Origin of the sequence: Vreelandella piezotolerans (assembly GCF_012427705.1) — a bacterium.
Lineage (GTDB): Bacteria > Pseudomonadota > Gammaproteobacteria > Pseudomonadales > Halomonadaceae > Vreelandella > Vreelandella piezotolerans.
This window is the reverse complement of the sequence record NZ_CP048602.1, coordinates 2149186-2162678: the sequence shown is the minus strand read 5'-3', so window position 1 is coordinate 2162678 and position 13493 is coordinate 2149186. Positions and strand designations below refer to the sequence as shown.

Genomic DNA, 13493 nt, shown 5'->3' with positions numbered 1-13493 from the left:
GCTTGTCAGTTCGCTGGGGGGGGCATCGGCTGTTTAACTGGCTGTCGCTGAGTCTGATGAGTTTCGTGGGCCTGATGGTGCTGATCGTTTACGAAGCGCGCTGGGTCTACCCTGAAATCCAAGCCTATTTCAGCCAGACCGGCAGTCTCACTGGCCAGCAGTTGGCGACCCGTGCGCGAGGCTATGTGCAGCGCGCTCAAGAGGAGCTGTTGGTCGCCGCCTCACCTCTCGAAATCAATAGCGCTCGTCACTCGCTGGAACTTGCCTACGGTCTGTTCGACGTGGACGTTTACCGTCAAAAATATGCCTGCACCGAACCCAGCTTGGCACTCATGGATGAACTTGCCGAGCTCCTCGATACTCAGCAGGTCGACCCCTTCGATGCCGCTCATGCCCTGTTCATTCCGGTTCAGTGTCTGACTCGCATCGAGATGAATCAGCTAGACCAACGCGGTGTGGTCATCAATGATTTTTCATCCAGCACTCGTCGGCACCATCAGATACTGACGTACTCAAGCGTGCTAATTTTTGCGCTGGGCCTGCTGTTTTGGATCATGCACCAACGCCAGCTTAAACGCACCGAGCGGGCGAATTCGGAAAAAATTGCCTGGATGGCTAGGGCCATGTGCGATCCTCTGACCGGCATTGGCAATCGCAGCGCGCTCTACCAAGACGTTGCGGCGTATACAGGCTGTTCGATGGGCTTGATCCTGGTCGATATCGATTTCTTCAAGCAGTATAACGATGCTCTGGGCCACCCGGAGGGGGACCGCCTGTTACGGAGGCTCGCAAGGCTACTGAAGAGCGCATTGGGAGAACAGGCGCGCCTTTACCGGCTCGGGGGTGATGAGTTTGCGGCACTACTGCCATGCCCCAACGACCAAATGCTGGTGCATCATTGTGAAGCACTGCAATTGGGACTGGAAGAAGCCCAGTGCCACCATCCAGCGCATCCCGACAATAAGGACGTGACGTTGAGTATTGGGGGCGCCCGCTTTGTGGCCGACGCTACTTCGTTCGCGGCGGCCTATGAAGCGGCCGACAAAGCGCTTTATCAAGTCAAAACCGCAGGGCGCGACGGCTGGCAAATTACTGCAAGCGCATGACGTCGTCGTACATGGGGGCCAAACGGCCCAGCATGTCGTTGCGGGCGGCTAGCGGTACGTTTTCATCCGCCATGGCGGCGTCGAGATATTCCACCACACGATTGAAGTGGGCGTTGGTGATGCCCATGGTTTGGTGGGCGCGGTCCATGGGTGGGCCATCATACTGACAGGGGCCATCGGCCACATCGCAAAGTTGCGTCGCAAGCGAAGCTGCAAACAGATCGATGTTGCTATTGGCGAAGTAGCTGACGATCTCGTCGTCATCGGCAATGCGGTAAAGCAGATTCTCGACCACTGCATCGATGGTCGCCTGTCCGCCCATGCGCTCATAGAGCGTGGCGTTCTGGGGCTGATGTGCGCTGCAGCCTGTGATGAGCAGCGCTCCAGCGAATACGCTCGCCATGGTCGTGCAGCGTAACGCGCATAGTGATCTCATCTTGAAAAATCCCATGGCGGCTCCTTTCGTGATCTTTTTGATTAGGCGTTGTAGGGGGGGTATAAGCCTGTTGGGTCGGTGTGAACGATTTAGAACGCTGCTTGCAGCGAAAGGTAGCCGCCACGCTGAGACGGCAGCCCGGCGATATCGCCTAAATCCAACCACGCGCCGGTCACCGAGACGTGTTTATTGAAGAAGTAGGCACTGTAGACACTTTGCCAATCCTCCTCTTCGGCAACGCTCAGGTTGTCGGGTTTTTGGCGGTATTCGGTCCCTACAATCCAGTTGGGAGTGACGAAGACCCCAACACTACCTTCCGCCATCCATGCGTGACCGCCTTGATCCCCGCCAAATCCTAACAGGCCGCCCTGGTTGGCTGAGGTGTTGCGCAGCGTACCGTTGATCAGCACGTTACGCCCCAAGAAAGCATTGAAGAGCAGTTTGCTGGCACTCAAGTAGGTATCGGTACCGTTCACGTCATCGGCTCCGAGGGCCGTTGGCACGCTGCCATCCACCAGACGTTTATGCATGACGCCAGCGCTCCATATGCCAAGCGGGTGATACAGCACGTCCCCGAAGAGGCGTACTTTTGCGCCGTAAATGTTCTGCTCCAGTTCTCCACCTAGCGTCGACAGCTCGAACGATTGGCGAGCAATGGAGAATTCCATGCGATCATGGAGGTTTAGGCTGGCGCTGGTCACAGTGAGTCGATAGTCATCGACCCAGGCGCGTGTTGCCGCAGCGGTTACGCCGATTTCATCGTCGCTTGCGGTGCTCGACAGCACGGCCCAGGGGGAGAGGCCGCCCCCGGCTGCTCCCTCAATGGCACTGACGGCACCGGTGCCTAGAATACGGCTGCCCGCCATGCTGGCGGTAGCGACCAACAGCGTACTGAGCGCGGTCGCCGTGACAATGGCGCGCCGTTTTGATGAGCCAGTCTTGCGCATAACGTTCCCTTTTTTAATTAGTGAGCCGTTTCGGCCGAGAGTGACAACGGCTTGAATTCGTCTAGCCAGTCGGTGATGGCTTCCGCGGGCATGGGTTTGGCAATCCAATAGCCCTGAAGATAGTCGCAGCGTAGGTGGCTCAATATCTCGGCACTGGCGCTGTTCTCTACCCCTTCCGCAACGATCTTGAGCCCTAAATGGTGGCCCATCTCGATGGTCGAACGGACGATGGTGAGATCTTCTTGCTGGGTATCCAGCTTCAAAACGAACGATTTATCGATTTTGAGCTCATTGACCGGTAACCGTCTGATTTGCGCCAGAGATGAATAGCCGGTGCCATAGTCATCAACGGCAATCGTAAGCCCCATTTGGCTAAGCGCCATTAACGTTTCAGTCGCAGCATCAACATCTTGCATGACGGCGCTTTCGGTGACTTCCAGTGCAAGCTGGTCAGGCGACAGGCCGTAAGTCTCGAACAGCTCGTGGATATGCATTGACAGGCCAGGATCGATCACGTCGCTTGCCGAGAGGTTGATGGCCACCGAGAGATGGCAACCTTGACGTTTCCAGTCGCTAAGCTGCTCACATACGTGGTCTAGCATCCAGTCAGTGAGTAAGCCAATATTGCCGGAGCGTTCGGCCAAACCGATGAATTCGTCCGGGGGAACGAAACCGAGCGTGGGGTGGCGCCAGCGCATCAGCGCCTCGAATTGGCAAACGTTGCCCGTGGTGGTGTCGACTTTGGGCTGGTAGGCCATCCATAGTTCACCGTTGTCTACCGCTTCCTGAAGATCACGAATCAACATGAGCTGGCGCAGGTGCTGTTCGTCTTGGCCCTCTACGTAGCGCTCGTGGGAGTGACGGTGGCGACGCGCTTTATCGAGGGCAATGTCCGAGCGACGCAGTAGCAGTTGGGCGCCGTCGCCATGGGTGGGATAACTGACTTCACCGACAGAGAGCGATGGGACGATCAGCGATTTTTCCAAGCTAATCGGTTCGCTGATCTCTTCGATTATCTCTTCACGTTTGCGCTGGTCAAGCTCGGGCGCGTCGATCATCAGCATCAGCTCGTCGCCATCCAGGCGATACGCCTTTTCGACGGGGGCGGGCAAGCGGTGCAAACGTTCAGCGAGGGTCACCAGAAGATGATCGCCGAGCTCGTAGCCGAAGGTATCGTTGATGTCGCGAAAGTCATTGATGGATAAACGCAGCAGCGTAAAAGGTGTCTTCAACCGAATGTAGCGTTGGATGTCTTCAAAAGCGCTGACTCTGTTGGGCAGATTAGTGAGTAGATCGTGACGCGACTGATGCAGCAGCGTGGCTTCACGCTCGGCAATGTCCCCCTGCATGGAGAGTAGCGTTTTGGCTAATTGATTGGTCTCGGTCACCGAGCTGCCGCTTGCGATAGTGTCGATATGCTCACCCTGACCAATACGTTTAGCCGCTTGGGCTAGCCCAATTAGCGGCTTGCTGATGCTTCGTGCGCTCCAGAGCGCCACGACCAGCGTCAAAAGCAGCATTAGCGCAACGATACTCAGTAGCTGCCACTGCAAGCGACTGTAAGCCCCCAGTAGCTCGTCGCGGGAGAGCTGAATGAGCGCGAATGTTTGGAAGTTTGGGTCTGCCATCAAGGTCGTCGCATAAGAGAAGTAGCCATTCTCCTGCGACAGTTGATGACTGGGCGTGTAAGCACCCTCTATCAGTTGTTTTCCGCTATCGCTCATCAAGCTGACGGCCAACTGATCGCTATGGGAGCTGGCGAGGTAACTGATATCGCCACTGGCGTCGTAAGTGACGATGCTGACTTCCAAGCCGGTGAGTGCATTGAGCTCTGAAGTCACGTTCTCGTCGATCAAAAACCCCATGCCGACCCAGCCAATCAGATTGGGCGCGCGTACCGGTAGGAGCACGAACTCGTAAGGTTCGCCATCATTGATCACCACACCGACTCCGCTGCCGGTTTGCTGGGCACGTTGAAACAGGTCTGGAAACGGCATGGGGCTGTTTTGGGCATGGTGGCTGCTGGCTAGAACGTTACCGTTCAAATCGCTCAGCATCACCAAGTCGGCCTTGGCACGATCGCCATGATTGGCCAACACCGAGTAGAGCGTGGCCGTATCCTGGGTGGCAACGGCGCTTTTAAAGCCAAAATCCTCGGCGAGAATGGCCACGTTACCTAGTAACTGCTCGCCGCGAATGTTCAGCAACTGCTCAAACACCCTGGCACCGACCTCCAAGCGCTGATTGCCTTTGGTTAACGCATCGTTTTGGGTCGCGCGCAAAAACGCGATCCCCGTTGCCAGCTGTGAAATGATCACGACCGTCAACAGAACGAGCGTTAATCGCGTGCGAAAGCGCATGGTTCCCTCGTTCAGTGACTATGCGTAGCGTTTTGAAAACGCTGTTGCAGCGGCGAGAGTGTAGGGGCGGGGGGAGGCACTGCGTTGAGCTCCAACGCCACGGTCAAAGTGTCAGCATCGCTGATCTCACCTTCCCACCATACGTTCTGACTATCGTCCATGCGGCTATGCCATACGCGCATTCGGTGGGCGCCGTCGGGAAGCGCTGGGAGGGAAAGACGGCCTTCGCTGTCAGTCAGTGCTGCATAAGGCGCATCGCTGACCACGATGAACGCCTGCATTTGGTCGTGAATGTTGCAACCCAGCACCACAACGCCGGCTTGGTCAAAGTGAACGGGCGGCGGTGTTTCGCTGAGAAACAACTCGAGCTCGAAGGTTTTCGCAGGTGAAAAAGAGAAAACGTGGTGCCGCGTGGTATCTTCGTTCGGAAACGCCACATAGCTGCCGGTAGGGATCGTTGTGACTCGGGGGTTAAAGGAGGCATTACGCTGAACGATATTTTTCGTCTGAATGTCGCTAGGCGCGGCAGGCTGGTAATAGACCTCCACTACGGCATTTTCCAAGGGGATGCCATCGGTGTCGGTGACGCTTACATTCGCGGCCTGTGCAGCAAAGCTCGTCATGGTCGTCAAGCAACCAAGCGTCCATAGAGTGAGGGTAAAACGCACACCTTGACGCAATGTAAGCATGGGGAGTTACCTAAGTAAGTACGAGATGGCCAATCATGTAATGATTATGTGGCAAAGTCATGTTGATGCACTAACGATCTACTCACAGAAAGTAAAAAGCATCAGCATCCGACTCTATATCGGCACCTGCAAGCTCGGCTTGAGGATGCCTAGCGCCAGTGGTTTTGCCACGCATCGAACACCCGTTCCGGGTACCACGTTTTACCTAGACTGCCATTGTAGCGAGCGAGTGCGCGGGTAAAGTCGCCCCGTTCGATGGCTAGATAGTGGGCGAGAATCGTGCAGCCATAGCGCAGATTGCGGTTGGGATCGGTGAGATCGTCCATGGGTAGGCCAAGCTCTTCTACCCAAAATGGCATGATCTGCATCAACCCGACGGCACCCGCCGAAGACACTGCCTCGGCGTTAAAGGCGCTTTCTACCTGGATGAGTGCCAATACGAGATCGGGCGGTAGCCCGGCGAGCCGAGCTTCTTGGTAGAGGCGTGTCAGTAGAGCGTGGCGCCGCTCAGGCGAGGCGACAAATCTGGCAAGCGGCGCATCCTTGCGGCTGCGCCACTGCTGTAACTGCCACTGACCATAGGGCGTTCGTAGATCGGCGGCTTCCAGCGTAGCTCGCAGTGGTGGCTCCGCCACGATGGGCGAAGCGATGGCGGTCATCATTAGGATGACCGCCATCGTCCTTATCACATGTCGCTGCCGCCAACGCCCCCGAAAAGAGCTCAGTGACATACGTGCTGATTACTTAGCGCTAATAAGGCCCGCTTGTTCACGCAGGAAGTCCACGATGTTGTCGGCAGGGATCATGGTGGCCTCGCTGTCGCGACGTCCTTTGTACTCCAACTCGCCGTTGTCCAGGCCGCGGTCGCCGATCACCACGCGGTGCGGCACACCCATGAGCTCTAAATCGGCAAACTTCACACCAGGACGCGTATCCCGGTCATCTAGCAGGACGTCCAAACCTGCTGCGGTCAGCGTTTGGTAGAGGCGCTCGGACTCTTCGCGCACACGCTGTGATTTATGTGCATTCATGGGCACCAGCGCGACGTGGAAGGGGGCAATGGCATTGGGCCAAATAATGCCGGCATCGTCGTGGTTCTGTTCGATCGTCGCCGCGACCACGCGCGTTACGCCAATGCCATAGCAACCCATCCATGGATGGCTGGTTTTGCCATTGTCGCCCAGCACGCTGGCATTCATCGCTTCAGAGTACTTCTTGCCAAGCTGGAACACGTGGCCGACTTCGATGCCACGCTTGATCGAGAGCGTGCCTTGGCCGTCAGGTGACGGGTCGCCTTCTACCACATTACGAAGGTCGGCGACCTGTGGCAGAGCTGCATCGCGTTCCCAGTTGATGCCGAAGTAGTGTTTTCCGTCGATATTGGCACCTGCGCCGAAATCGCTCATCAGGGCCACGCTTCGGTCGATGATGATCGGCATTTCCAGGCCGACCGGGCCTAGCGAGCCGGGACCTGCACCCACTGCCGCACGGATTTCTTCCTCGTTGGCCATGGTCAGCGGGGCTTTTACCTGGGGCAGGTTCTCGGCTTTGACTTCGTTGAGTTCGTGATCACCGCGCACCAGCAGGGCAATCAGGCCGCCTTCTGCTGCATGTACCATCAAGGTTTTAATGGTCTTTTCAATAGGCAGCTTGAACTGCTCCACCAGCGTGGCAATGGTTTTGGCATTGGGGGTATCGACCAAGCGCATCTCCTCGCTGGGAGCGGCGCGCTCGACGTTGCTGCCGAGTGGTGCGGGCAGCGCTTCGGCTTTTTCAATGTTGGCAGCGTAATCGGAGGCATCCGAGAAGACGATATCGTCTTCGCCGGAATCGGCCAGCACATGAAATTCGTGAGAGCCTGTGCCGCCAATGGAGCCGTTATCGGCAATCACCGGGCGGAAGTCGAGACCAAGGCGAGTAAAAATGCGCGTATAGGCGTCGTACATACCCTGGTAGGTCTCTTTGAGAGATTCCTCGTCCAGGTGGAAGGAGTAGGCATCCTTCATGATGAATTCACGCGAGCGCATCACGCCGAAACGCGGACGAATCTCATCACGGAATTTGGTTTGAATTTGGTAGAAGTTCACCGGCAGCTGCTTGTAGCTGGCGATCTCTTTGCGCACGAGATCGGTGATGACTTCTTCATGAGTGGGGCCTACGCAGTAATCGCGCTCGTGGCGATCTTTCAAACGCAGCAATTCCGGGCCGTACTGCTCCCAGCGGCCAGACTCCTGCCATAGATCGGCGGGCTGAACGGCAGGCATCAATACTTCTTGGGCACCGGCCCGGTTCATCTCTTCACGCACGATGGCTTCCACTTTGCGCAGAGTGCGTAGCCCCAGGGGCAGCCAAGTGTACAGGCCCGAGGTGAGACGGCGGATCATCCCGGCGCGCAGCATTAACTGGTGGCTGATGACTTCAGCATCGGCCGGGGTTTCTTTTAATGTCGCAATCAATAATTGGCTGGCGCGCATGGGTGTGAGCATTCCTTGGTTAACAGCGGTGACGCTGAATGTTGTATCGAACGTAGCGCTTAATCGAGCGTTGAATCGCGCATTGTACGGCGAAGCGGGTAAGGCGGCAAAATCCTAATCGGCTCGGTGAGCGTGCGCGGTAACAGAAGTGTGCTAGAATCGAGCGGCATTTGAGTCGATAGTCGTTGATTTGATCATAACAAGCAGCCATGCGTCGGCTATCGGGACGTTTAGTTTTCGAGGGAACCTCCATGCAGCAAGCAGTTCGCCGTTGTTTAACGGGGGCCGTTATAGGCGTCTCCATTGTGGCATTGAGCGGTTGCGGAACCATGTTTTACCCTGAGCGTAAAGGGCAAATGAGCGGCGATGTCGATCCAGTCGTGGCGATTGCCAACGGTGTGGGTTTGCTGTTTTTCATTGTGCCTGGAGTAATTGCTTACGCCGTCGATTTTTCGAATGGCACCATCTATCTCCCTAGCGCGAGTAGCGCATCGGTAGATGTGCATCATTTAAACGACGCGATGGACATGGCCTCTTTGGAGAAGCTGCTGTCAGAGAAAGCCGGTCAGCCCGTGAGCTTGGAGAACGAGCTGCTGGTGATCGAGGAGATGGACAGTTTGGATGAGGCTCTGGCCATGGTGAGGATGTCCGGCGTGTTGGATGAAGAGCGGCTGGCCACGATGTGAATGGTCGGCGTCTGTATACCAACGCCCCTCTTAAACGCCCCTGTCAGGTTACCTGACAGGGGCGTTTATCTATTGCTGCACAGCTTTTACGATGTTGCTTTCGCTGAGGTTATTTTCAATACCGTCAAGCCGACTACCAACCCCCAAAAGGCTCCCCCGATCCCCAGCAGCGTAATGCCCGAACCGGTCAGCAAAAAGGTCACGATGGCTGCGTCGCGCTGCTCGCTCTTTTCAAACGCACTTGCCAACCCTGCGCTCAGCGTGCCAAGCAGGGCAATACCCGCTAGCGCTAGGACAAGAATACTCGGTAATGCATTGAAGATGCCGGTGACCGTGGCGCCAAATATACCCATCGCCATATAGAAAACACCTGCGGCAACGCCAGCGGTATAGCGTTTTTTAGGGTTTGGGTGCGCATCTGGCCCCAGGCAAACCGCAGCGCTAATGGCGGCCATGTTCAACGCATAGCCGCCCAACGGGGCGAGCAGCAGCGTAGCGCCGCCTGTCCATGTCATCAGCGGCGAGCTATTGGGCTGGTAGCCTGCTGCCCGTAAAACCGCAACACCCGGTAAATTTTGAGTCGCCATAGTTATCACGAACAGCGGAATACCGATACTCAGCATCGTCATTGGGTTAAACACTGGGGCAGTAAAGACCGGGAGCGTGGGTGTTAGCGGAATATCCTGGGCACTGATTTGGCCTTGCAGCAGGGCTACCACGACGCCGGTGAGCAGCACCCCCGGCACCGCGAGCGTTGGCCATAAACGCCTGCCTACCACCCAAGCCGTCAACATCACAAGCGGTAGCAGCCACTGGCGTTCCATGACGTTAAAAAGTTCTAGCCCAAAGCGCAGCAGAATACCGGCCAGCATGGCGGCGGCAATGGCGCTGGGGATATGGCGCATCAAGCGCTCGAAAAGCCCCGTCACGCCACACAGCGTGATCAGTAACGCTGAAAAAAGAAACGCGCCGATAGCCTCTTCGATCGGAATGCCAGGTAGGCTCGTGGCGAGAAACGCCGCGCCTGGCGTCGACCAGGCCGTCAACAGCGGCATTCGGTAGCGCAGCGACAGGCCCAGTGAGGTCACCCCCATGCCAATGCCCAGCGCCCAAAGCCACGAGCTAATTTGCGCCGTGCTGGCGCCGACGGCCGCTGCGGCTTGAAAGATGATCGCCGCCGAGCTGGTGTAACCAATCAATACGGCAACGAAGCCCGCAATGACGGTTGATAGACTAGTATCGCGCCATAGGCTAGGCGCAGGTTCGTCGTGAGTAGTGGAGGGCGCTTCCATGGGTGGCCTCGTGCAAGCTGGGGTGGCACTATGTGCGTCATAACGCACAAGCGCCACGTTACCACTGTGCGCTATAGCGCACAACTGGGGTTGAGACAGGGTTTGAAACAGGACCTGAAACAGGAGAGAGGAATGGCAATCGAACCGCACACCATTGCTGCACATATTGCGGGGACAGTGCGTCAGTTGCGCAAAGAGCGCGGCTGGAGCCTTGACCGGGCGGCCGGTGAAACGGGGGTGAGTAAAGCCATGTTGGGGCAGATAGAGCGCGGTGAGTCTAGCCCTACTGTTTCGACGCTCTGGAAGATTGCCAGCGGCTTTCGGGTATCTTTCTCGACACTGTTCGATAATGACAAACCCGCGTTAGGTGAGCTACACCGAGACGGTCGAGAGTCCGTCTGGGGTGATGACAGCGCCGGTATGCAGGCGCGCTTGCTGTTTCCCTACGACCCTCTGCTGGGGTTCGAGATGTTCATGATCGAACTTGCCCCTGGAGCGATCAGCGAATCATCGGCCCATGCCAGCGGCGTGGTGGAACACATCGTGATAGTGGAAGGGGAGATGGAGCTGCGCATTGATGAGCGCTGGCAAACGCTGCGGGCTGGCGAGGGGCTGCGTTTTTTTGCTGACCGGCCCCACGCCATGCGCAATAACACGGAGAGCCGATTACGCTTTCACGATGTGATTCATTATTTGCCCGGCGCGGCGTCGGGCATTTGATCGCGCAGCCAGTTGAGTTCCTCGGCCCAGATCTCGGGCTCGATGGTCTCCAGAATCATTGGGATACCTTGGATGCGCTGGTCTTGCATGATAGCGCTAAAAGCGTCCAGTCCGATATTGCCCTTACCTAGGCTGTGATGTCGGTCGACGCGGCTGGCAAAAGCGCTTTTGGCGTCGTTCAGGTGCATGCCGCGCAAGTACTGGAAACCTACGACCTTGCCAAGCTCATCCAGAGTGGCCTGTGTTGCGTCGCGGGTGCGGAGATCGTACCCAGCAGCGAAGGCGTGGCAGGTATCGATGCATACGCCTACCCGTGCTTTATCATCGACTTGCTCAATAATCTCGGCCAGGTGCTCGAAGCGCCAGCCGAGGTTGGTGCCTTGACCTGCGGTATTTTCGATCACCGCGGTCACGTCCTGGGTATCCGCCAGCGCTTCATTGATCGAGTCGGCAATACGTGACAGACACTCGGTATCGCTGATTTTGTTCAGGTGGCTGCCGGGGTGAAAGTTGAGCAGCGTCAACCCTAGCTGCTCGCAGCGCTGCATCTCGTCTAGAAACGCGGCACGGGATTTTCTAAGCCCCTCTGACTCTGGATGGCCCAGATTAATCAGATAGCTGTCGTGGGGCAGAATTTGCTTTGGGCCAAAGCCGTGGTCTTGACAGGCCTCCTTGAAGGCGGCAATGGCCTCGTCCGTCAGCGGTTTCCCCTTCCACTGACGCTGATTCTTGGTGAACAGCGCAAACGCCGTTGCACCGATCTCGACCGCGCGCAGCACGGCCTGATCCGCGCCGCCCGCTGCACTCACATGAGCACCCAGATAATTCATCATTTCCCTTAAATGGCAGGTTAAGCAGACTGGCCCGCACGTTGGCGATTATCTAAATATCGCTTAAAGGCGGCGGGCTCATCGGTAATGGCACTGGTCACGCCCCACGACCAGCGGCTGGCAAAAGCGCTGGGGTCGTTAGCGGTGTAGCAGAGTATCTGGTAGCCATCGCGGCACATGGCAGCGGCTTGCGTCTGCTTGAGCCTTGGCCAGTGGGGGTGAATACTAAACGCCTGTACCGCCTCACACTGCTCACGCCAGTGCTTGGGCACACTACCAAACAGGGCGCCTAGTGCCAGTGCTTCTTTAGGGGCGTGGTGTCGGCAATGGGCAAGGGCGGTCGAGTCAAACGACGAGATCACCAACCGCTCGGGAGGTAGAGCCTCTAAAACGACGGGCAGTACCTCATCCACCAGGCGGATGGGGTCACGGCCTTTATTGACCTTGATCTCTAGGTTAACGCCCATCTCCAGCTCGTTCAGCAGGGAGAGCATGGTCTCCAGGCTGGCCATTTTTTCTCCGGCAAAGCGATCACCAAACCAGCGGCCTACATCGAGCTGCTGGGCCTGCTGCCACGTGAGGTTGGCAAGCTCTCCTCGACCATCCGAGCAGCGGCTCACATCGCTGTCGTGCCAGATGACGGGTGTATCGTCTTTCAATAGCTGCACATCCAGCTCTACCCAGGTGGCACCGGCTTGTTGGGCCGCACGGACGGCGGTTAGGGTGTTTTCAGGCGCTGCCGCTGAGTAGCCTCGATGGGCAATAAGCGTAGGAACAGAAATAGCAGGATGCGTCATGTCCAGTCCGTGTGTGGTGGCTGATAAACGGAGTGATCACCATTTTTGGCACAGTCTAGCACGCAGCCATGACAGCCGTGTGTCGGTTTAGCGGGCTAATCACTTGATTTAATGTGCCCAACGCGGTTGGATAGCGTCCAGGGTATGTCCAATAATTAATAACAGGAGTCTCATGAATGTCTAAGCGTATCCAGTTTTCCAAGACCGGTGGTGCCGAGGTGTTGGAGTGGGTGGAGGTCGAACCGGCTGCCCCCGCCGCCGGTGAAGTGCGTATCGCCAATAAAGCGGTGGGGCTCAACTTTATCGATATCTATTTCCGCACGGGGCTATATCCCGCGCCTGCCATGCCGTCTGGGCTGGGAACGGAGGGCGCTGGCACGGTGGATGCCGTCGGCGAAGGTGTGACGCATCTCAAAGTCGGCGACCGTGTGGCGTATGCCCAAGGCCCGCTGGGTGCTTATGCGGAATTGCACACGCTGCCTGCCGCTAAAGTCGTCAAATTGCCTGACTTTATCGATTTCGACACTGCCGCTGCCAGTATGCTGAAAGGGCTAACGGTGCAGTATCTGTTGCGCCAAACCTATGCACTCAAGGGCGGTGAGACCATTTTGTTCCACGCGGCGGCCGGTGGCGTGGGCTCCATTGCTTGCCAGTGGGCCAAAGCGCTCGGCGTCAAGCTGATTGGCACGGTCAGCTCCCAAGAAAAAGCCGATCTTGCCATGGCCAACGGCGCTTGGGCGACGATCGACTACACCAAGGAAAATGTGGTGGAGCGCGTACGCGAACTCACCCAGGGTGAGATGTGCGACGTGGTTTATGACTCCGTCGGTAAAGATACCTGGGAAATGTCGCTGGACTGTTTGAAGCCCCGCTCGTTGATGGTGAGCTTTGGCAACGCTTCTGGCCCCGTCGATGGCGTGAACATCGGTATTCTGAACCAGAAGGGCGCGCTTTTCGTCACGCGCCCGAGCCTGAACGGCTACGCTGACACGCGTGAGCGCCTTGAAATGATGTGCGACGAATTCTTCGGCATGATCGAAAGCGGAAAAATTCACATCGACGTGGCTAACCGCTACCCGCTACAAGAGGCTGGCAAGGCACAGGATGCGCTGCAAAGCCGTAAAACGACGGGTTCTACGATTCTGTTGCCGTGATA

The 13493-nt window shown here is 57.0% G+C and carries 13 protein-coding genes; 4 read left to right on the top strand and 9 right to left on the bottom strand.

The features are described from left to right. Window positions 1-2: 2 nt before the first annotated feature. Window positions 3-1106 (top strand): GGDEF domain-containing protein, encoded by a 1104-nt coding sequence (locus tag GYM47_RS09945; protein ID WP_231125642.1) that lies wholly within the window; start codon window positions 3-5, stop codon window positions 1104-1106. On the opposite strand, the gene GYM47_RS09940 is transcribed toward GYM47_RS09945, so the two are convergent. From GYM47_RS09940 to GYM47_RS09915, 6 genes are all read right to left on the bottom strand, one after another. After that, window positions 1090-1557 carry a group I truncated hemoglobin gene (locus GYM47_RS09940; RefSeq protein WP_231125643.1) on the bottom strand — a complete coding sequence of 156 codons (468 nt, stop codon included), beginning with the start codon at window positions 1555-1557 and terminating at the stop codon, window positions 1090-1092. The genes GYM47_RS09945 and GYM47_RS09940 overlap by 17 nt on opposite strands. Window positions 1558-1631: 74 nt before the next feature. After that, window positions 1632-2489 (bottom strand): DUF3034 family protein, encoded by an 858-nt coding sequence (locus tag GYM47_RS09935; protein ID WP_153843707.1) that lies wholly within the window; start codon window positions 2487-2489, stop codon window positions 1632-1634. 17 nt (window positions 2490-2506) lie between these two features. Further along, entirely contained in the window at window positions 2507-4849 is a 2343-nt protein-coding gene (locus GYM47_RS09930) for a putative bifunctional diguanylate cyclase/phosphodiesterase (RefSeq protein ID WP_139527336.1), read from the bottom strand. 11 nt (window positions 4850-4860) lie between these two features. Further along, window positions 4861-5538, bottom strand: a complete 678-nt coding sequence (locus GYM47_RS09925; RefSeq protein WP_139527337.1) for a cupredoxin domain-containing protein — start codon at window positions 5536-5538, stop codon at window positions 4861-4863. 149 nt (window positions 5539-5687) lie between these two features. Next, on the bottom strand, window positions 5688-6200 hold the full coding sequence (locus GYM47_RS09920) for a transglycosylase SLT domain-containing protein (RefSeq protein WP_231125644.1): 513 nt from the start codon (window positions 6198-6200) through the stop codon (window positions 5688-5690). 78 nt (window positions 6201-6278) lie between these two features. Next, window positions 6279-8012 carry a proline--tRNA ligase gene (locus tag GYM47_RS09915; protein WP_153843708.1) on the bottom strand — a complete coding sequence of 578 codons (1734 nt, stop codon included), beginning with the start codon at window positions 8010-8012 and terminating at the stop codon, window positions 6279-6281. Window positions 8013-8263: 251 nt separating this feature from the next. Between GYM47_RS09915 and GYM47_RS09910 the strand changes: the two genes are divergently transcribed. Continuing rightward, window positions 8264-8698, top strand: coding sequence for a hypothetical protein (locus GYM47_RS09910; RefSeq protein ID WP_139527339.1), 435 nt, complete (start codon window positions 8264-8266; stop codon window positions 8696-8698). Between the two features lie 86 nt (window positions 8699-8784). Here GYM47_RS09910 and GYM47_RS09905 read toward each other — a convergent pair whose 3' ends face one another. Further along, window positions 8785-9990: a benzoate/H(+) symporter BenE family transporter gene (locus GYM47_RS09905; RefSeq protein WP_153843709.1), complete on the bottom strand. Its 1206-nt coding sequence runs from the start codon at window positions 9988-9990 to the stop codon at window positions 8785-8787. Between the two features lie 132 nt (window positions 9991-10122). Here GYM47_RS09905 and GYM47_RS09900 point away from each other — a divergent pair, with 132 nt between their 5' ends. Next, window positions 10123-10710 carry a helix-turn-helix domain-containing protein gene (locus GYM47_RS09900; protein ID WP_139527341.1) on the top strand — a complete coding sequence of 196 codons (588 nt, stop codon included), beginning with the start codon at window positions 10123-10125 and terminating at the stop codon, window positions 10708-10710. Here the strand turns inward: GYM47_RS09900 and nfo are convergent. Beyond that, window positions 10680-11540 carry a deoxyribonuclease IV gene (gene nfo, locus GYM47_RS09895; protein ID WP_139527342.1) on the bottom strand — a complete coding sequence of 287 codons (861 nt, stop codon included), beginning with the start codon at window positions 11538-11540 and terminating at the stop codon, window positions 10680-10682. The two genes, GYM47_RS09900 and nfo, sit on opposite strands and share 31 nt — an antisense overlap. Before the next feature lie 20 nt (window positions 11541-11560). Further along, complete coding sequence (locus tag GYM47_RS09890; protein ID WP_139527343.1) at window positions 11561-12337, bottom strand: glycerophosphodiester phosphodiesterase family protein; 777 nt, start codon at window positions 12335-12337, stop codon at window positions 11561-11563. Window positions 12338-12513: 176 nt separating this feature from the next. On the opposite strand from GYM47_RS09890, the gene GYM47_RS09885 reads away from it, so the two are divergent. Next, a complete protein-coding gene (locus GYM47_RS09885) occupies window positions 12514-13491 on the top strand; it encodes an NADPH:quinone reductase (RefSeq protein WP_139527344.1) in 978 nt (325 codons plus the stop codon). Window positions 13492-13493 lie beyond the last annotated feature (2 nt).

Coding starts and splice junctions, on each gene's coding strand:
- GYM47_RS09915 (WP_153843708.1), bottom strand. CDS start 8,012: ATGCGCGCCAGCCAATTATTGATTGCGACATTAAAAGAAACCCCGGCC.
- GYM47_RS09890 (WP_139527343.1), bottom strand. CDS start 12,337: ATGACGCATCCTGCTATTTCTGTTCCTACGCTTATTGCCCATCGAGGC.
- nfo (WP_139527342.1), bottom strand. CDS start 11,540: ATGAATTATCTGGGTGCTCATGTGAGTGCAGCGGGCGGCGCGGATCAG.
- GYM47_RS09905 (WP_153843709.1), bottom strand. CDS start 9,990: ATGGAAGCGCCCTCCACTACTCACGACGAACCTGCGCCTAGCCTATGG.
- GYM47_RS09930 (WP_139527336.1), bottom strand. CDS start 4,849: ATGCGCTTTCGCACGCGATTAACGCTCGTTCTGTTGACGGTCGTGATC.
- GYM47_RS09920 (WP_231125644.1), bottom strand. CDS start 6,200: ATGATGACCGCCATCGCTTCGCCCATCGTGGCGGAGCCACCACTGCGA.
- GYM47_RS09935 (WP_153843707.1), bottom strand. CDS start 2,489: ATGCGCAAGACTGGCTCATCAAAACGGCGCGCCATTGTCACGGCGACC.
- GYM47_RS09910 (WP_139527339.1), top strand. CDS start 8,264: ATGCAGCAAGCAGTTCGCCGTTGTTTAACGGGGGCCGTTATAGGCGTC.
- GYM47_RS09925 (WP_139527337.1), bottom strand. CDS start 5,538: ATGCTTACATTGCGTCAAGGTGTGCGTTTTACCCTCACTCTATGGACG.
- GYM47_RS09940 (WP_231125643.1), bottom strand. CDS start 1,557: ATGGGATTTTTCAAGATGAGATCACTATGCGCGTTACGCTGCACGACC.
- GYM47_RS09900 (WP_139527341.1), top strand. CDS start 10,123: ATGGCAATCGAACCGCACACCATTGCTGCACATATTGCGGGGACAGTG.
- GYM47_RS09885 (WP_139527344.1), top strand. CDS start 12,514: ATGTCTAAGCGTATCCAGTTTTCCAAGACCGGTGGTGCCGAGGTGTTG.